Annotated in this window: 16 protein-coding genes and 1 riboswitch; of the genes, 6 read left to right on the top strand and 10 right to left on the bottom strand. The window is 62.6% G+C overall.

The features are described from left to right. Window positions 1-102 precede the first annotated feature (102 nt). Both folE2 and metZ read right to left on the bottom strand, forming a co-directional pair. Window positions 103-1,206, bottom strand: a complete 1,104-nt coding sequence (folE2, locus tag E4Z66_RS10820; protein ID WP_136462991.1) for a GTP cyclohydrolase FolE2 — start codon at window positions 1,204-1,206, stop codon at window positions 103-105. Window positions 1,207-1,411: 205 nt separating this feature from the next. Next, window positions 1,412-2,596: an O-succinylhomoserine sulfhydrylase gene (gene metZ / locus E4Z66_RS10815; protein ID WP_136462990.1), complete on the bottom strand. Its 1,185-nt coding sequence runs from the start codon at window positions 2,594-2,596 to the stop codon at window positions 1,412-1,414. A 66-nt stretch (window positions 2,597-2,662) separates the two neighbouring features. Beyond that, a riboswitch (SAM riboswitch) is annotated at window positions 2,663-2,740 on the bottom strand. Between the two features lie 200 nt (window positions 2,741-2,940). Here metZ and E4Z66_RS10810 point away from each other — a divergent pair. Then, on the top strand, window positions 2,941-3,816 hold the full coding sequence (locus E4Z66_RS10810) for an alpha/beta hydrolase (RefSeq protein ID WP_168797777.1): 876 nt from the start codon (window positions 2,941-2,943) through the stop codon (window positions 3,814-3,816). 119 nt (window positions 3,817-3,935) lie between these two features. Then, the gene (locus tag E4Z66_RS10805; RefSeq protein ID WP_136462988.1) at window positions 3,936-5,687 is read left to right on the top strand and encodes a calcium-binding protein; all 1,752 of its coding nucleotides are present in this window, start codon (window positions 3,936-3,938) and stop codon (window positions 5,685-5,687) included. A gap of 87 nt (window positions 5,688-5,774) precedes the next feature. On the opposite strand, the gene E4Z66_RS10800 is transcribed toward E4Z66_RS10805, so the two are convergent. From E4Z66_RS10800 to E4Z66_RS10780, 5 genes are all read right to left on the bottom strand, one after another. Next, complete coding sequence (locus tag E4Z66_RS10800; RefSeq protein WP_136462987.1) at window positions 5,775-6,410, bottom strand: inner membrane-spanning protein YciB; 636 nt, start codon at window positions 6,408-6,410, stop codon at window positions 5,775-5,777. Window positions 6,411-6,422: 12 nt separating this feature from the next. Further along, on the bottom strand, window positions 6,423-7,325 hold the full coding sequence (locus E4Z66_RS10795; protein WP_136462986.1) for a DMT family transporter: 903 nt from the start codon (window positions 7,323-7,325) through the stop codon (window positions 6,423-6,425). Between the two features lie 27 nt (window positions 7,326-7,352). After that, window positions 7,353-7,877: a peroxiredoxin-like family protein gene (locus tag E4Z66_RS10790; protein WP_136462985.1), complete on the bottom strand. Its 525-nt coding sequence runs from the start codon at window positions 7,875-7,877 to the stop codon at window positions 7,353-7,355. A gap of 103 nt (window positions 7,878-7,980) precedes the next feature. Further along, the gene (ftsY, locus tag E4Z66_RS10785; protein WP_136462984.1) at window positions 7,981-9,429 is read right to left on the bottom strand and encodes a signal recognition particle-docking protein FtsY; all 1,449 of its coding nucleotides are present in this window, start codon (window positions 9,427-9,429) and stop codon (window positions 7,981-7,983) included. A 90-nt stretch (window positions 9,430-9,519) separates the two neighbouring features. Next, window positions 9,520-11,205, bottom strand: coding sequence for an NAD(P)H-dependent oxidoreductase subunit E (locus E4Z66_RS10780; protein ID WP_136462983.1), 1,686 nt, complete (start codon window positions 11,203-11,205; stop codon window positions 9,520-9,522). Between the two features lie 186 nt (window positions 11,206-11,391). Here E4Z66_RS10780 and E4Z66_RS10775 point away from each other — a divergent pair, with 186 nt between their 5' ends. Beyond that, window positions 11,392-11,787 (top strand): hypothetical protein, encoded by a 396-nt coding sequence (locus tag E4Z66_RS10775; RefSeq protein WP_136462982.1) that lies wholly within the window; start codon window positions 11,392-11,394, stop codon window positions 11,785-11,787. Window positions 11,788-11,806: 19 nt separating this feature from the next. Here the strand turns inward: E4Z66_RS10775 and xseA are convergent, their stop codons facing one another. Next, window positions 11,807-13,360 carry an exodeoxyribonuclease VII large subunit gene (gene xseA / locus E4Z66_RS10770; protein WP_136462981.1) on the bottom strand — a complete coding sequence of 518 codons (1,554 nt, stop codon included), beginning with the start codon at window positions 13,358-13,360 and terminating at the stop codon, window positions 11,807-11,809. A 92-nt stretch (window positions 13,361-13,452) separates the two neighbouring features. Here xseA and purD point away from each other — a divergent pair, with 92 nt between their 5' ends. After that, window positions 13,453-14,715: a phosphoribosylamine--glycine ligase gene (gene purD / locus E4Z66_RS10765; protein WP_136462980.1), complete on the top strand. Its 1,263-nt coding sequence runs from the start codon at window positions 13,453-13,455 to the stop codon at window positions 14,713-14,715. Window positions 14,716-14,802: 87 nt separating this feature from the next. On the opposite strand, the gene E4Z66_RS10760 is transcribed toward purD, so the two are convergent. Further along, complete coding sequence (locus E4Z66_RS10760) at window positions 14,803-15,567, bottom strand: FG-GAP repeat domain-containing protein (protein ID WP_246035968.1); 765 nt, start codon at window positions 15,565-15,567, stop codon at window positions 14,803-14,805. Then, complete coding sequence (locus tag E4Z66_RS10755; RefSeq protein WP_136462979.1) at window positions 15,564-15,887, bottom strand: 2Fe-2S iron-sulfur cluster-binding protein; 324 nt, start codon at window positions 15,885-15,887, stop codon at window positions 15,564-15,566. Before E4Z66_RS10755 ends, E4Z66_RS10760 begins: the two co-directional genes overlap by 4 nt. 127 nt (window positions 15,888-16,014) lie before the next feature. On the opposite strand from E4Z66_RS10755, the gene E4Z66_RS10750 reads away from it, so the two are divergent. Both E4Z66_RS10750 and E4Z66_RS10745 read left to right on the top strand, forming a co-directional pair. Continuing rightward, window positions 16,015-16,443, top strand: coding sequence for an OB-fold nucleic acid binding domain-containing protein (locus E4Z66_RS10750; protein WP_136462978.1), 429 nt, complete (start codon window positions 16,015-16,017; stop codon window positions 16,441-16,443). Window positions 16,444-16,558: 115 nt separating this feature from the next. Further along, a complete protein-coding gene (locus tag E4Z66_RS10745) occupies window positions 16,559-17,098 on the top strand; it encodes a peptidoglycan-binding domain-containing protein (protein ID WP_136462977.1) in 540 nt (179 codons plus the stop codon). Window positions 17,099-17,113: the final 15 nt, after the last annotated feature.

Raw genomic sequence — 17,113 nt, 5'->3', positions numbered from 1 at the left:
TCTCGGCGAAACCTTGATCTGCAACCGTGCATATCAGGTCTCGCTGCAAAGCAGAAGGAAAAATTGCCGCACCGCAGCAATTCCGGCGAAATCAGGCGTAAATCACCCGATATGGAACAGCGATTGGAACAGGCGCGGGTCCAGACTGTCCTGGGCGAAGGTCGGCCCCTCGGTCAAAACTGACACCGCGTCATGGCTGTGCAGGCTTTCCTGATGGCTCGCGATCACGCGGAAATCACCGACACGATGATCGGCTAGCAATTGCGCGCAAAAGAGCCGCGCCGCATCCTCTACAAAGATCGGATTGGCCGCGTTGAGTTCCGCAAAGGCTTGCTCATCCTCGCGTTTGACCATGGCCTGGGTCTCTGTCGGCACCGCCCGGCGGCACGCGTCGATCAGATCTTCGAACCACAGGCACGGCGCGTCTTCTTCCAGCACCACGGAAATCCGTGCGACCGAGCGCTGCGAATGCGGTGTCGCTAGTTGCCCACGGGTGGCGCGGGCATGCTCGCTCAACTCCAGCGAACAGGGGCAGGTCGAGGAATAGACATAGTCGAGGTGCACGATCTTCTTGCGCAGCCCGGCCTGTTCGACCAATTCCAGAGCGATGTCGTAATATTGGTAACCAGACAGGCCAGAGCGCAGGCTTTCCACCTTCATCGGAAAGGAGAACCGCATCTGGATACGGGCATCGAAGCTGCCCAGATCGGCTTTGTAATCGTCAAGGGCGGCGTCGATCACATCGAAGGAGAACTCCCGCTCTGCATGCTTGTAAAAGCTGCGCATGATGCGGGACATGTTGATGCCCTTCTTTTCCGCCTCAAGGCTGACCGTCCCCGTGACAGACGTTTCCAGCATCAGCGGGCCGTTATCGCGGGTGGCATAGCGGATCGGCAGGCGGAAATTGGAAATCCCCACATGCTGGATTTGGCGCTTGGCCCCGCGGATCAGGCTCGACGGGCCGTTCTGAAGGTCCGGCAACCCGGCCTTGTAAGCCTCATCGACCGTGAAATCGTCAGGATAGCTGCGCGACAAGGCCGGATAGGGCGCAGTGCTGCGGCCGGGCAATAGTGCGGACAGCGACGGGTCAAGCTCAGCGATTTCGGCGGCGCTGGCCCTTTTGGCCCATTCTCTGAGAGTTTCCAGCGCGGTTTCAGCCTCGCTGCGTTCGGGTATTGTCGTCAATTCGGGCGCATGAATATTCATGGAAGTAGCCCCCCTTTCATTTCTAACCTGACAGATAAGCACTGCGGTCTGCGTTTCCAAACTTATCTTTTCTACGCACACGGGCCAGCACTGGATCACTCAAGTCGCATAAAATCCTGAACGCCGGCGCAAGGCACCCCGGCAGCGCCGCGCACCGCCGGGTTTTGCCCCCAAGACTGAAAGAAAAGAACGGGCGCGCGGCAGGTTAGACCGCGTCGAGCGCCCCCAGAACATCCGCGACGAGGTCTTCGGGATCTTCCAGCCCCACGGACATGCGGACCAATCCGGGCGTGATGCCCAGAACCGCACGTTGATCGTCGCTGAGCCGCTGGTGGGTGGTCGTCGCCGGATGGGTCACAATGGATTTGGCATCGCCCAGATTGTTGGAAATCACGGCCACGTTCAGCGCATTGAGGAACCGGAACGCCGCCGCCTGCCCGCCCGCGATATCAAGCGACAGAACCGTGCCGCCCTTGCCCGCCATGATCCGCTGCGCCACGTCATGCTGCGCATGATCGGCCAGCCCCGGATAGATCACCCGTGCCAATTTGGGATGACCTTGCAAGGTCTCGGCCAGCACATGCGCGCTTGTCGCCTGCGCACGCACCCGCAGTTCCATCGTCTCCAGCCCTTTGAGCATGACCCACGCCGTGAAGGGCGACATCGAACCGCCGGTATGCTTCATGTAAGGCTCGACGACCTTGCGGATATGCTCCTTGGTGCCAAGGATCACCCCGCCCAAGGTCCGGCCCTGCCCGTCAATATGCTTGGTTGCCGAATAGACAACCACATCGACACCCTGTTCGATCGCGCTGGAAAATACGGGGGTGGAGAACACGTTATCCACGATCACCGTCGCGCCCACCTGATGCGCCAGTTCGGCCACGGCGGGCACGTCGATCACCTCTAGCGTCGGGTTGGACACGGATTCGAAGAAGACCGCGCGCGTGTCCGGGCGGATCGCCTCTTTCCACTGGGCCAGATCGCACCCATCGACGAAGGTGACTTCGACGCCGTAACGGGTCAGGATATCTTCGAGCACATATAGGCACGACCCGAACAACGCCCGCGCCGAAACAACGTGATCGCCGCTTTTCAGCATCGACATCAGCGCACCCGAAACCGCCGCCATGCCGGAGGCCGTGGCGAACGCATCTTCCGCCCCTTCCAGCGCGGCGATGCGGTCTTCGAACATTGCCACGGTCGGGTTGCCGTAACGGCCATAGATGAACTCATCCGGGCCGGTTTCGATAAACCGGGCCTCTGCCGCCTCGGCCGTGTCGTACACAAAGCCCTGCGTCAGAAAGATCGCCTCGCTCACCTCGCCATATTGGCTGCGGCGGGTTCCCGCATGGACGGCGCGCGTCCGTTTTTTCCAAGAATCAGACATGACTGTCATCCTTTCCGGGCGCGATGGCCCAACAAAAAAGCCCCGTTCGCGGTCAGACGAATGGGGCAAGCCAGTCGGATGACCTCTTTAGCGGAATGATTAACGTGGCCCGCAATCCGGTAACAAATCGCCACGCCCGTTTCCTAAGCCCCACCGCACGCTCCGTCAATGGCTGAAAAACCATCGCGCGTTACCAAAGAGTCACCGCATCTTCACCGGAACGTCACGCGCGGTTCCTATGCGGCGTCGAACAGATTGCCACTAAATCTGGTAGGGGACTCGAAGACATGCCAATCCTTCGGATCAATGCGGGCCCAAGCGGACTGGAACCACACCGGGCGCGCATGAGCTTGCCAGACGCCCTGCGCCTAACGCTGCCCGAAACCGGCCCGATCATCATCATGATACATGGCTTCAAATATCGTCCCGGACACGGCTCCGCCTGCCCGCACGGATCGATTTTCGCGACGGATACCGCCCGCGGCGCGGCGGCATGGCCCCGGCATCTGGGCTTTGGCCTGGGTCATGAAGACGAAGGGCTGGGCATCGCCTTTGGCTGGAACGCGCGCGGACACTTGCGGCAAGCCTACAAACGCGCGGCCACCGCCGGACAGGAACTTGCCGCCCTGATCACCCAGCTGCGCACCCGCGCCCCCGGTCGCCGCATCCACATATTGACCCACTCCATGGGGTCGGAGGTCGCCTTCTGCGCCCTTCCCCACCTGCCTGCGCAAAGCGTGTCGCGGATTTTGTGCCTGACCGGCGCGAGCTTTCGATCCACGGCACTTGCCGCGATGGACAGCCCAGCCGGACGCACGGCCGAACTGGTCAATATCACAAGCCGGGAAAACGACCTGTTCGACTGGCTTTTCGAATGGTCCGTGCCCGCGCCACAGCGGGGGGACCGCGCCATGGGCCACGGGCTCAAGTCCCGCAATATCGGCACGCTGCAACTCGACCACCCCGAACACATCACCGCGCTCGCCCGCCTTGGAAGCCATATCGCCCCGCCCAATCGGCGGGTGTGCCATTGGTCCGGCTATCTGCGCCCCGGTGCGCTGCGGGTCTGGGCGCGCGCCATGCGGCAGCCAGAGCAACTGCCATTGCACCTGATCGCCCCTTCCCCGCCCGCGCCGCGCTGGTCCCGTATCGTGGCGCTGCCCGGCGGGTCTTTTCCCGGCGGCGCGACAGCGGCCAGCCAACCGGTCAGTCACGTGTAAGACGTGACATAAAAACCGCACAGTTTTTCATCAGATTGTCACGATCTGGCCCCGAATATTGCCCGTTCTGCCCCGCAGTTGGTAGACCTGCCTAAATATTTGATTTCGGGGGAGTAACGATGACAACCTACGCGATAAACGCCATTACACTGACCTATGACAACGATTTCGGAAACGACACCCTTTCGCAATCGGTCCTGCAAGTCACCTACCCCGATAGCGGCCCTGTCAGCTACGACTTTCCGTTCGGCACAGCGCCCAACACCGAGATCAACCCTGAATTCGATTACGACCAGATGCTCGTATCGGGCGCGCTCATTCCGATGAGCGCCTATCTCGACGTGCCGGGGTCCGAAACGCTCAACTCCGACCATTTCATCGACATGGATTCCGCCGAAGTCAGCATCGTCGATTTCGTCTGGAGCGGTAACCGGACGACCGTTCTGGTCATGACCGAATTTCAATATGACGACAATATTGGCGACAGCGATACGTTCTTCGTGCTGAACGGGCCGGCCCTGCCCAGCTTTACCGATGCCGAAGACCTGTACGATTTCATCTCTGGCGTCACCTTCCGCACCCCACGGTCCAGCAACCCGTTCGGTCCGGACACGGATTTCGCCATCGATAGTTTCGGCGCACTCCTCACCGAGGACGATTTCATCATCGACACGCTGACCTATACCGGCGGCAATTCGATCGACACCGGGATCGGCGATGACGTGATCGTCGGGCTGCAAGGCGACGATCTTATCGATGGTGAAGAGGGTTTTGACACCGTCCGCTATGATCTGGACGCATCCTATGGCGGCAATCGCGGGATCAACGGCAATCTCGACACCAAGCTGGTGACAGATGGGTTCGGCACCACGGATTCTCTGTTCAACATCGAAGAGATCATCGGCACCGACAACAGCGACTCCCTGATCGCGGGCGACAACGACGTGCGCTTTGAAGGCCGCAGCGGCAGTGACACGTTCTTTGGCGGAACCGGCACGACCGAATTTGACGGCGGCAACGGCACTGACACGCTGACCTATGTCCTCGTTTCAGAGGATCTGAACATCGACGTCTCGCGCGGCGTGGTCAAAGGCGCGGGCCGTGACACTTTCGCCAATGTGGAACAGATCAACGGTGGCAGCGGCAATGACTTCATCGCCGCGCGCGTGGATGAATTCGCCACGCTCTCCGGTCTGGATGGCGACGATGTGCTGAAATTCAAGAACGACGCATGGGGCGTCCTCTTCGGCAATGACGGCAACGACAAACTCGTCGGCGCAGGTCTGGATGACGAACTTGACGGCGGCGCCGGTGACGACGTGGTGATCGGCAATGACGGCCAAGACATGGTCTTTGGCGGCGACGGGTCGGATTACGTCTATGGCGGGCTTGGCGCGGATTCGGTCGAAGGTAATGACGGCAATGACTTCGTGCGGGGCAACCGTGGTGCGGACCTTCTGCTCGGCGGCGACGGCGATGACGATATCGAAGGCGGCGCGGATAACGACTATCTGGACGGCGGCAACGGGATCGACGTGCTGGAAGGCGGCAATGGCCTTGATGAATTGGTTGGCGGGTCCGGCAACGACTATTTCTATGGCGGCGGCGGGGCCGATATCTTCTCCTTCTACTGGATGGGCGAAGACCAGTTCGACCGGATTCAGGATTTCGAAGACGGCACCGATACCATCTCCCTGATCGGCTATGGCTTTGACGATATCTCGGACTTCTCGATCACATCGCCCTCTGCGGGCCGGGTCGTTCTGGATCTGGGCGATGGTCGCAAGGTGAATATCAACGGGATCGACGTGTCGGACCTGTCCAACGACGACTTCTCCTTCGAAGATCTGTTCCCGATCTTTGAATTCTGATCGGGCAATGCCCCAAGGCATCCGCTGCGTGCGGGTGCCTTACAGCGCCTTGCTGCAAGGTCGCGCGATCCGCGCAAAGCGCAGCGATCAGGAGCCGTCGCTATCCGCCTCAGCGGATTTTTCGGCATCCTCCTCGATCACGTGCTCTTCCAGCCCCATCATCTGCCAGAACAGAAACGCCATCAGGGCAATCGGGAAGCCGAAAGTTTCGATCTTGACCCACGCATCGGTCGACATGGTGCGCCAGACGATCTCATTCGCCACGGCAAGCGTCGCAAAGCCCAGGCACAGACGCCGGGTCAGGATCATCCACCCTTCCTGCGTCATCGGGATCATGTCCGACAGGATATAGGCCAGCCACGACTCGCGGCGCAGCAGCCCGACCCCCAGCAGCAGCGCAAAAAGCCCGTAGACGATCGTGGTCTTCATCTTGAAGAACCGTTCGTCATTGAACCATGCGGTCAGCGCGCCGAAGACGATCACCATGATCGCGGTAAAGATTTGCATCCGGCTCAACTTGCCGGTCAGCGCCCAAAGCGTGCCCATCGCCAAAAGCAGGATCGGCACGAAAATCAGCGTGGCCGCGATGAAGCCCGAATATTCAAAGCCCCACATCGCGTAGGTGTTGTCGCGCATCTTCATGTAGACAAGGAAGAAGACGATCGGTGGTCCCAGTTCGAGAACCTGCTTCAACAGAGGATTGATTTTACGCTCTTGCGACATACCGAATATCCTTTACCCACCCATTTCCACTATCACAGCCCCCACTGCAATCAATGCCATCAACGCGATCCGGCGCGGACCGACGGTCTCGCGCAGGACAAGCCAGCCGATCAATGCGGCGAAAACGGTCGAGGTTTCGCGCAGGACGGCGGCCTCCCCCACCTTGTCGAGCCGGGTCGCCAGCATCACCGACCCGAAGGAGAAGAACGCGATGATGCCGCCCGCGACGCCGCGCAGCAGGAGCGGGCCAAGAACCGGCGCATCCGCCATCCGCAGCCAGCGGCGCGCCGCGATCATCGGAAAGACAAGCCCGTCGATCAAAAAGAACCACGCAAGGAAGGTAAACGGGTCCGCCGTGGCGCGGATGCCATAGGCGTCCCACGTGGTATACATCGCTACGAACAGCCCCGTCGCAACCGCCAGACCCAGGGCCATATGCAGCGTGTCGCGCCCGGTCTCCAGATAGCGCAGGTTATAAAGCGCAAGGCCGTAAATCCCGGCCAGCAGCACCCCCACCCCGACCCATTGCGTCGGTGTGAAGGTTTCGGAAAACAGCAGATAGGCACCGACCACGGTAAAAAGCGGCCCCGTGCCGCGCACCACCGGATAGACGACCGTATAGGCCCCCTTGGTATAGGCCCACGCCTGCAGCAGCTTGTAGATCGTGTGGATCACCCAAGCGATGGCGAAAATCGCCCACATATGCGGCTCGGGCCATGGGACGACAAACAGCGCGAAGGGCGCGGCCATCAGGGCATAGGCCCCGTCAACCGCCCCCCGCGTCAGCCACGGATCGTGCCGCCCCTTCTGCAAGGCCCCGAAAGCGGCATGCAAAAAGGCGGCGAGAAGCGCAAGGAACAGGGCCGCGCGATGCCCGGCCTCTGTCCCTTCGATAGAAAGTATCCAATCCGTCATGCGCGGCGCGGCGGCGCCGGGCGGTACTTATGCCTCATGCGTCCCCCGGATCGGGTAGTCATTGTCGAACACGAATTTCAGACGCTTGGGCAGCGTCACCACATCCGGGCGCAGATACGGCGCGTTGGACACATCGACCATATGCAGGTTGCCCTCTGGGTTGATCAGGAACAGGCCCGGTTCCGCAAAGGGGCGGTCGGTTTCCTGGGGCGAGCGCGGATCGGAAATATAAAGCCCCATCGCCGCCATTTGAACCGGCGTCAGGCCAAAGCCGATGGGCACCGTGATATCCAGATCGGCCACCGTCTTGCGCGCCTTCGCCTCGGTATCGGCAGAGACCGCAACGACCTCGACGCCCAGATCGGCATAGTCGGGCAGCTTCGGTTCCAGATCGGTCAGGTACTGACGGCAGATCGGGCAGTGGATGCCGCGATAGACGATGACAAGCTGCCAGCCATGGGACTTTGGCCGGCCCAGCGTGATCTTTCCGCCCGACAGATCGTCCACTTCTGTGACCGGAAAGGGTTGGGCGGCGGTGAGTACATTTGGCATGGATCAGTCCTTATCTTGCGCCGAACCGCGGCGCGTTGCGTTCACGGACCAACGTGGGAAGTCGCCCCGTGGTTCCCAGAGCGCGCCTCTCAAGTTCGCGTGATCACCCATCCAGCCCCGTCAACGCGGCCGCGAATTCCTCCGGGTCGAAGGGGGCCAGATCGTCGATCTGCTCGCCCACGCCAATGGCATGGATCGGCAGGCCGAACTTATCGGCCAGCGCCACCAGAACACCGCCCTTGGCCGTGCCGTCCAGCTTGGTCATCACAAGGCCGGACACATCGGACACTTCCTGGAAAATCTTCACTTGGTTCAAGGCGTTCTGCCCTGTTGTCGCGTCCAGAACCAGAAGCGTGTTATGCGGTGCCGTTTCATCATGCTTGCGGATGACGCGTACGATCTTGGCCAGTTCCTCCATCAGGTCAGAGCGGTTTTGCAACCGCCCCGCCGTGTCGATCATCAGCAGATCGGCCCCGTCGCGCGTGGCTTGCTCCATCGCGTCGAAGGCAAGGCTGGCCGGGTCGGACCCTTCGGGCGCGGTCAGGACTGGCACACCGGCGCGTTCGCCCCAGACCTGCAACTGTTCCACCGCTGCGGCGCGAAATGTATCGCCCGCAGCGATCACCACTTTCTTGCCCGCCGCGCGGAACTGGCTGGCAAGCTTGCCGATGGTCGTCGTCTTGCCCGACCCGTTCACGCCAACCACCAGCACCACTTGCGGCCTTTTGGGAAACAGCGGCAGCGGGCGCGCGACAGGCTCCATGATCCGCGCCACTTCCGTCGCCAGCAATTCCTTGATCTCCTGCACCGACAGGCGTTTGCCATAACGCCCTTCGGCCATGTTGGCGGTCACGCGCAGGGCGGTATCCACCCCCATATCCGAGGCGATCAGAAGCTCTTCAAGCTGTTCGAGCATGTCATCATCAAGCTCGCGCCGGACCACTGCGGGGGCGTCTTTACGGCCAAAGAGCCGGCCCAGCAGACCCGGTTTTGCGGCGCTCGCCGTTTCCGCAGGCGGGATGGGCAATGGCGCGGGCATTTCTGCGGGCGCTTCCGATGGCACCTCAACCGGCGCAGCAGGCGGCACCTCGGAAGGGGGTGCAGGAACCGATACCGGTTCGGGTGTCGGCGCTGGGATAGGTTCCGGGGCAGGCTCCGGTTGCGGCGGGATATCCGGCTCTGGCTCTGGCTGCGGCGCCGGGGGAATGTCGGGCGCAGGCGCGGGGACCGGTTCTGGCGTCACCGGGTCTGGCGTTGTCGGGATTTCCGTCGGCGCAGGTTGCGGTGTCGGAACAGGTTCCGGCATCGGTTCGGGCTGCGGCTGGATTTCCGGCTCTGGCTCCGGCTGCGGCGCAGGATCGGGCTGCGCGGGCACCTCGGGGGTGGGCACTTCGGGAATTGGGTCCGGGGCGGGCGCCTCTGGTTCCGGCGCGGCGGATTCCGGCGGTACGGTGTCGACAACGCCGCCATCCTCGACAATCGCCTCCAGCCCCTCGTCCAGCTTTGAGGACGATTTGAACAAACGTTCCTTGAGTTTCGAAAAGAATGCCATGCGCAGCCCGCATCAATTAGGTTCTTATCTCACCTAACCTTCCGGCGCGGAAGATAAAAGCCCGCGCAACACGGGCGCGGGCCGTCCCCGTCACACTTCGTCCGGGAAATGCTTCATCGTCAGGCGGATCGGGTTCGGTGCCGCCTGCCCCAACCCGCAAATCGACGCATCGGCCATCGCGCTGCACAGCTCTTCCAAAAGCGGCTGGTCCCAGCGGTCCGCCTGCATCAGCTTGACCGCCTTCTCGCAGCCCACACGGCAGGGCGTACACTGGCCGCAGCTTTCGTCCTCGAAAAAGCGCAGCATGTTCAACGCCGCATCCCGCGCCGAATCCTTGTCCGACAGGACCACGATCGCCGCCGAACCGATGAACGTGCCATGTTCCTGCAAAACATCGAAATCCATCGGGATATCCGCCATGGAGGCTGGCAACAGACCGGCAGACGGCCCGCCCGGTTGGTAGGCCTTGAACCTGTGCCCGTCCAGCATCCCGCCTGCGGCCTCGATGATGTCTTCCATCGTCGACCCGGCAGGCAGCAGATAGACGCCCGGCGCTTTCACACGCCCCGAGACTGAGAAGTTGCGCAGCCCGGTTCGCCCGTTCTTTTCGACGCCCGACAGGATGTCCGGCCCTTCGCGGCAGATCTTGGCCACCCAGTAAAGCGTTTCGACATTGTGGACGAGCGTCGGACGGCCAAAGATACCGACCTGCGCCACGAAAGGCGGACGATGACGCGGCAGACCACGCTTGCCTTCGATGCTTTCGATCATCGCGCTTTCTTCACCGCAGATATAGGCCCCCGCGCCGCGCCGCAGGTCGATATAGCCCTTATCCACAACACCTGCATCCTCCAGCGCCTTGATTTCGCGGCGCAAAATCTCAAGCACGGCGGGGTATTCGTCGCGCATGTAGATAAAGCAGGTTTCGGCCTCTACCGCCCAGGCGGCGATCAACATTCCCTCAAGAAACGTATGAGGCTCGCGCTCCAAGTGGAAGCGATCCTTGAAGGTCCCCGGCTCGCCCTCATCCCCGTTCACCGCAATGTAACGCGGGCCATCATTGCCCCGCACGAAGCCCCATTTCTTGCCGGACGGGAACCCGGCGCCGCCAAGCCCGCGCAGACCGGAGGACAAGACCGTGTCTTGCACGACCTCCCAGTCGCCCTTCGCGCGCAAGGTGCGAAGAGTCTCGTACCCGCCTGATTTGCAATAGCTTTCGAAGGTTTCGTAGCTGGGGATATGTGCGTGGAAATCCTGTGAATCGATTGCCGCCCGCACCTTTTCCGGCGTGGCATTGTCGATATGGTGATGGCCCAGTTCCAACACCGGGGCCGTGTCGCAGCGGCCCATGCAGGGCGCGCGCAGCACCCGCACCTCGGCCGGATCGAGCCCCTCTTCCAGCGCCGCTTGCAGCTGTTCGGCCCCGGCAAGTTCGCAGGCCAGCGAGTCGCAGACCCGGATCGTCAAGGCGGGGGGCGGTGCCTCGTCCTCCTTGACCACGTCGAAATGCGCATAGAACGTCGCGACCTCGTATACCTCTGCCATGGACAGGCGCATTTCTTCGGCCAATGCGCGCAGATGGGTCGCCGACAAATGGCCATAGCTGTCTTGAATCAGGTGCAGAAATTCGATCAGCAAATCCCGCCGACGCGGACGATCCTGCATAAGCGCGCAAACCTCTTCATGGGCGCGGTCGTCCAATTGGCGGCCCTTCGGCGTATGCCGGCCCTTGCCTTTGCCCGATTTCCAGACGCCTTTGCGTTCATCCAGTGCCATGCGCGAGTCCTTGCTGAAGTCCGCCAAAGAGTAGCAACCAAGCCGCAGCGAGCAGAGACGAAAAACGACCGTTTTCGGCGCAATACGCGGCAAATGGAGAGGCGCGTTTCCGATATGAAATCAGGTTTCCGTGTCCCGGCCCGGTGAAGGCTGGCAGTGCCGCGCGATTCAAGTCATGATAGCGCGATGCGATGGATTGCCCTGATGGCCCTATTGGCCGCCGCCCAGATCACCCGCGCCGCAGAGCCGATGAGCCCGGCGCAATTCGAAGCCTATGTCACCGGAAAGACGCTGTTTTACGGGCAGCAGGGCCGCGCCTATGGGGCGGAAATCTACCTTGAGAACCGTCAGGTGCGCTGGTCCTTTCTGGACGGCGAATGCAAGGATGGGCACTGGTATCCGGTGGATGAGAAAATCTGTTTCGTCTACGAAGACCGGCTTGATCCGCAATGCTGGACGTTTTTCCTGCAATCTGGCGGGCTTAGCGCCAAGTTCGAAGGCAATCCCGATGCGCCGGAACTGTATGAGGCGCAGGATCTGGGCGAAGAGATGCTGTGCCTCGGCCCCAAGGTCGGCGTCTGACGCGGCATCAAGATCACGATCAGAACAGGCTGCCTTGCTCCGGCGGTTTCGGCTTGCTGGCTTTGCGCTGCGCCGACGTCGCGGCGGGCTTGCCCCCCACCTCCACACGCCCATCCGCGAACTGAATTTGCAGCGAGTCCGCCTTTTCGGCTGCTGCCTTGCCGGTGATGACCGTGTCGCCATCCCAGACCACCGCATACCCGCGCTGCAACGTCGCCTCATAGCCCAGCGTCTGGCGCAGGCGGTCCAGCGCCTCAAGCCGGTCGGACAGGCGCCGAAGCCGGGTCGCGCCGTTCTCCGCCAGCCGGGCGGTGCGGTCTTCCAGCGCCTTGCGCCGCTCTGCCACGTCGCGCGCCAGCATTTGCGGACGGAAACTGCGTAGTTTCGCACTCAAAAGCTCTGACTGCCGGGCCACCCGCGCCGCCAGAACCGGCTGGAGCCTATCGCCCACCCGCGTCAGATCGGCCCGGCGTTGACGCAGCCCTGCCGTAAGGACTTGCGGGCGCAGCCCGGCCCCGGCCTCTGCCAGCGCCCCGCGCCGCCGATGCACTACAGATTGCAACGCCGCCTCAAGCCGATCGGCCCGGTCGAGCCTTTGGCGCGGCGCTTCCAGCAGGCGGTCGGCAGAGGGCAAGGCCCGCGACAAGTCCTGCAAGCGCTGTCCCCGCCGGTCCAGAACCGCCGCCAAACCGCGCCCAAGCCGGGCATTTGCCTCGCGCAGCCATGCCATCAAGTCCAGCCGTACCGGCACCGCCATTTCCGCAGCGGCGGTCGGTGTCGGCGCGCGCCGGTCCGAAACGAAGTCGATCAAGGTCGTATCGGTTTCATGGCCCACCGCTGAAATCAGCGGAATCTCCGACGCGGCAGCGGCACGGGCGACGATCTCTTCGTTGAAGCCCCAAAGATCCTCGATGGAGCCACCGCCCCGTGCCACGATCAGCAAATCCGGCCGCGGCAACGCGCCGCCCGGTGTCATCGCATTGAAGCCCTTGATCGCACGCTCGACCTCGGGCGCACAATTGGTGCCCTGCACGGCGACGGGCCAGATCAGAACCTTGCGCGGAAAACGGTCCCGCAACCGGTGCAGGATGTCCCGGATCACGGCCCCCTGCAGCGATGTGACGACGCCGATCACCTCGGGCAGGAACGGCAGCGGCTTCTTGCGCTCTGCGGCAAAGAGGCCCTCTGCCTCCAACGCCTTCTTGCGCTTTTCCAGAAGCGCCATCAATGCGCCCTGCCCCGCGACGGTGACCTCGTCCACGTTCATATTGTACTTGGACTGCGCGCCATAGGCGGTCATGCGTCCGGTGACGACGACCTCCATGCCTTCTTCGGGCACCACGGCGAGTCGCGCGACCTGCCCTTTCCACGTGGTGCAAGCCAGCGAACTGCGATCGTCCTTCACGTCGAAATACATATGGCCCGACCGCGCGCGCACGACGCGGCCGACCTCGCCCTTGACGCGGATTCGGCCGAATTCGTCCTCCAGCGTGCGCTTTACCGCGCCGGAGATTTCGCTGACCGTATATTCCGGCGTATTTTGTCCCGGTACGGGATCGTCGATCAGGTCCATGCCGCGTGCCTCGCCTCGTCGCTTGTCTGGTGCCTTGTACTGCTGCACCGCTCAGCCTAGAACGCCGCAACGCAAAGACCAAGGGGGCGCGCATGAACATCCTGATCCTCGGCGGCGGTGGCCGCGAGCATTCGCTGGCCTGGGCCGTGGAGCAGAACCCGAAATGCGACCGGCTGATCGTCGCGCCGGGCAATGCGGGCATCGCGCAGATTGCCGAATGCGCATCGCTGGATATCGAAGATCCGGGCGCGGTGGTCGAGTTCGCCCATGCCGAAAGCATCGATTTCGTGATCGTCGGCCCCGAAGCGCCGCTGGCGGCGGGCGTGTCCGATCGCCTGCGCGAAGCGGGCGTGCTGGTGTTTGGCCCCTCTGCCGCGGCGGCGCAGCTTGAGGCCTCGAAAGCTTTCACCAAGGAAATCTGCGCGGCGGCGGATGCACCGACAGCCGCTTACGGTCATTTCACCGATGCTGACGCGGCAAAGGCCCATATCCGCGCACATGGCGCGCCCATCGTGGTCAAGGCCGACGGTTTGGCGGCGGGCAAGGGCGTGATCGTGGCCATGGACGAGGCCACCGCGCTGGCGGCGGTCGACGACATGTTCGGCGGCGCGTTTGGCGGTGCAGGCGCGGAAGTGGTGATCGAAGAATTCATGACGGGCGAAGAGGCGTCGTTCTTCGTGCTGGTCGATGGCACCGATGTCCTGCCCGTGGGCACCGCCCAGGATCACAAACGAGTGGGCGAAGGCGATACCGGGCTGAACACGGGCGGCATGGGCGCCTATTCCCCCGCCCCGGTGCTGTCCGACGCGCTGCAGCAACAGGCGCTGGACGAGATCATCAAACCGACCATGGCAGAGATGGCGCGGCGCGGCACGCCCTATCAAGGTGTGCTTTATGCCGGGTTGATGATCGAGAACGGGCGTGCACGCCTGGTCGAGTACAACGTCCGCTTCGGCGATCCCGAATGTCAGGCCCTGATGCTGCGGCTTGGGGCGCAAGCGCTGGATTTGATGCATGCCGCCGCCGAAGGCCGTCTGTCCGAAGCGCAGGCCCATTGGGCCGATGACCATGCGATGACTGTCGTCCTGGCCGCGAAAGGGTATCCGGGCGCCTATGAGAAAGGCAGCAAGATCAGAGGCCTGGAGGATTGCCCTGCGGATTCCTTCAACATGGTGTTCCATGCGGGCACCGCTGAGGCGGAGGGCGCGATTGTGGCCACCGGGGGGCGCGTTCTCAATGTAACCGCGCGCGGGGCCACACTGCACGAAGCGCGCGACCGGGCCTATGCCATGGTTGACCGTATCGACTGGCCCGAGGGGTTTTGCCGCCGCGACATTGGCTGGCGGGCTCTTTGAACTCTTGTATCGGATCGGCGGTGCCGATCCGACCGTTACGGGGGCTCTGCCCCCGCGCCCCCGGAGTACTTCACGAACAATGAAGGGTTATTCGCAGTTCAGGGCTGCGTTGAGGCGCGTTTTGTCAAAGGGTCCGAGATCGCGGCTTGTGATGCTGTGCCCGTCGAATGTGGAGGCCATGATCCGGGACCAGTTAGCGTTGGCGGTCAGTAGTTCGGGTTGGCCTGCGCAGGTTCTGAGGCCGCCGGAGATGAAGTCCTCTCCGATCCGGTGGTTGGTCAGGCCGTCCTTGTCGGCGATCTGTTGCAGCGCGCCGTCCTTGAAGCGCCAGATGCGCAGGCGCTTTGCGAGATGAGGCCGGTCAATATAGGCGATTTCCACATGGCCGTCACCGTCAAGATCGCCTGTGCCGATGGGGGCGAGCCAGCGGAACCGGGTGCCGATATAGGGCGTTGCCGCCATCAGCCCGTCGCCATTGTAGATTGCGAGACGCGCCCCCTCGTTGGCATGGCTTTCGATCACCAGTGCTTCGGGTTTCTGGTCGCCATCGACATCGACAATGCGGGGCGCGATATCTTCGAAGACGCGGGTTTGCGGGAGTCGGATCGTGATGGCCGGCCCCGCTGAATAGTGGAGCGTCAGTGCACCGTATTCGATCGTGTCGCCAAGAACCCCATGCGGATAGCGATCTGTCGGCTCTGCGTAGTCGGCCGTCACCAGATGCTCTGCCTGCCAGGATTGGGCGAGGCCCGTGCCAGCGCCGGAGAGCCACAGGCACAGACCCATCAGCCCGCCGCGAGCCAGACGTGGCCACAGGCGCGCGGGCTGTCGCGGCGCCTTGGCCGGTATCATATCTGCTTTTCGGGCATTTTGACCACGAGGCCGTCCAACGCGTCGGTCACCTTGATCTGGCAGGTCAGGCGCGAGGTTGCCGGATCGGGTTCGAACGCGAAGTCGAGCATATCTTCTTCCATGTCGTCCTTGGCCGGGAGCTTTTCGACCCATGCCGGATCGACATAGACATGGCAGGTGGAACAGGCACAGGCCCCGCCGCAATCGGCTTCGATGCCCGGAATATTGTTGTCACGTGCGCCTTCCATCACGGTCAGACCGTTGGCGACGTCCACGACATGTTCGGTGCCGTTATGCTCAATATAGGTGATCTTGGCCATGCTTGCCCTCTTCGTGCCGAGTTATCCGGGATATACCTAGTGGGCTTGCTCCGGCCCTGCCAGCCCTTTTGCGACACTCTGGCGTCACAGGCTTGCGACGGGCCATAGATGTTCTATTCTTGTTCTCATGAAACTTGTCCCCTCTTCGTCTTCCCGCGGCGCATGGCCGCGCCCGCCGGCCTGTCTGCGGGCGGATCAGCTGGCCCTGCCCTCAGACGGAGCGCGGGTGAGCGTGGCCGGGCTTGTCATTCTGCGCCAGCGTCCCGGCACGGCCAAAGGCGTGATTTTTCTGACGCTTGAGGATGAAACCGGCGTGGTCAATGTGATCGTCTGGCGCGCGATGTATGAAAAGTTTCGGCGGGCGGTGATCTCTGGTCGGATGCTGCGCGTGACGGGCCGGATGCAGCGCGCCCATTCCGTCACCCATGTGCTGGCCGAAGAGATCGAGGATATCTCGTTCATGCTGGATCGGCTGGTCGCCCCGGACCCCCGGCAGGCGCTGCCTCATGCCATGCCCGCCCTCGGCCGCACAGAGACATGGGACAGCCGCAGTTGAGCCTTGCCGCCGGGCCGTGACGCGCCAAAGCTTTAACTGGTCAAAGGATGACCGCGCGGTTACTCTCCACGCGAACCTTGCCCGACAAGAGGCACGACACAAGGCCAGAGCAGTCATGCGCACCATCGCTTCTCTTCTTGCCGTATTGGCAATCGCTGGCTGCACGCCCGGCGACGCCCCCGCCACGCGGGAAACCACACAAAAACTTTTCACGCCGAGCGGCGCCGCACCGCAGGACGCCGCCCCCGGCACCTGCTGGGACAAGACGGAAACGCCCGCGCGCGTCAGATCGGTGACGGAAGACGTGCTGGTCCAGCCCGCGCAGATGTCGTCCGAAGGCACGGTACAGGCCCCGCCCATTTATCGCAGCCAGACGCATATCATCGTCGAGGAAGACCGCCACATCGATTGGGTGCAAATTGCCTGCACCACCGATCTGACCCCGGAATTCGTCGCATCCGTGCAACGCGCGCTGGCCTTGCGCAATCTGTATGATGGCCCCGACACGGGCGTTTATGATGATGCCACGCGCGCGGCGGTGGCGCGGTTCCAGACCGAGGCCGGGATCAAAACGATCGACCCGGGCAACCTGACCATCGACGGGGCGCGCAAGCTGGGGCTTTGGGCTGTCGCCCAACCGGCAAAGCCCGCATAACGCCGCCGCCGCCCG

The organism is Aliishimia ponticola, assembly GCF_004803475.1.
GTDB classification, from domain to species: Bacteria; Pseudomonadota; Alphaproteobacteria; order Rhodobacterales; family Rhodobacteraceae; genus Aliishimia; species Aliishimia ponticola.
This window is presented reverse-complemented; position numbering and strand designations above follow the sequence as displayed.

Bases quoted from the DNA above. Each gene is read 5' to 3' on its own strand.
- E4Z66_RS10775 (WP_136462982.1), top strand. From the start codon at position 11,392: ATGCGATGGATTGCCCTGATGGCCCTATTGGCCGCCGCCCAGATCACC.
- E4Z66_RS10780 (WP_136462983.1), bottom strand. From the start codon at position 11,205: ATGGCACTGGATGAACGCAAAGGCGTCTGGAAATCGGGCAAAGGCAAG.
- E4Z66_RS10795 (WP_136462986.1), bottom strand. From the start codon at position 7,325: ATGACGGATTGGATACTTTCTATCGAAGGGACAGAGGCCGGGCATCGC.
- E4Z66_RS10755 (WP_136462979.1), bottom strand. From the start codon at position 15,887: ATGGCCAAGATCACCTATATTGAGCATAACGGCACCGAACATGTCGTG.
- E4Z66_RS10790 (WP_136462985.1), bottom strand. From the start codon at position 7,877: ATGCCAAATGTACTCACCGCCGCCCAACCCTTTCCGGTCACAGAAGTG.
- purD (WP_136462980.1), top strand. From the start codon at position 13,453: ATGAACATCCTGATCCTCGGCGGCGGTGGCCGCGAGCATTCGCTGGCC.
- folE2 (WP_136462991.1), bottom strand. From the start codon at position 1,206: ATGAATATTCATGCGCCCGAATTGACGACAATACCCGAACGCAGCGAG.
- E4Z66_RS10805 (WP_136462988.1), top strand. From the start codon at position 3,936: ATGACAACCTACGCGATAAACGCCATTACACTGACCTATGACAACGAT.
- xseA (WP_136462981.1), bottom strand. From the start codon at position 13,360: ATGGACCTGATCGACGATCCCGTACCGGGACAAAATACGCCGGAATAT.
- E4Z66_RS10800 (WP_136462987.1), bottom strand. From the start codon at position 6,410: ATGTCGCAAGAGCGTAAAATCAATCCTCTGTTGAAGCAGGTTCTCGAA.
- E4Z66_RS10745 (WP_136462977.1), top strand. From the start codon at position 16,559: ATGCGCACCATCGCTTCTCTTCTTGCCGTATTGGCAATCGCTGGCTGC.
- E4Z66_RS10810 (WP_168797777.1), top strand. From the start codon at position 2,941: ATGAGCTTGCCAGACGCCCTGCGCCTAACGCTGCCCGAAACCGGCCCG.
- E4Z66_RS10760 (WP_246035968.1), bottom strand. From the start codon at position 15,567: ATGATACCGGCCAAGGCGCCGCGACAGCCCGCGCGCCTGTGGCCACGT.
- metZ (WP_136462990.1), bottom strand. From the start codon at position 2,596: ATGTCTGATTCTTGGAAAAAACGGACGCGCGCCGTCCATGCGGGAACC.
- ftsY (WP_136462984.1), bottom strand. From the start codon at position 9,429: ATGGCATTCTTTTCGAAACTCAAGGAACGTTTGTTCAAATCGTCCTCA.
- E4Z66_RS10750 (WP_136462978.1), top strand. From the start codon at position 16,015: ATGAAACTTGTCCCCTCTTCGTCTTCCCGCGGCGCATGGCCGCGCCCG.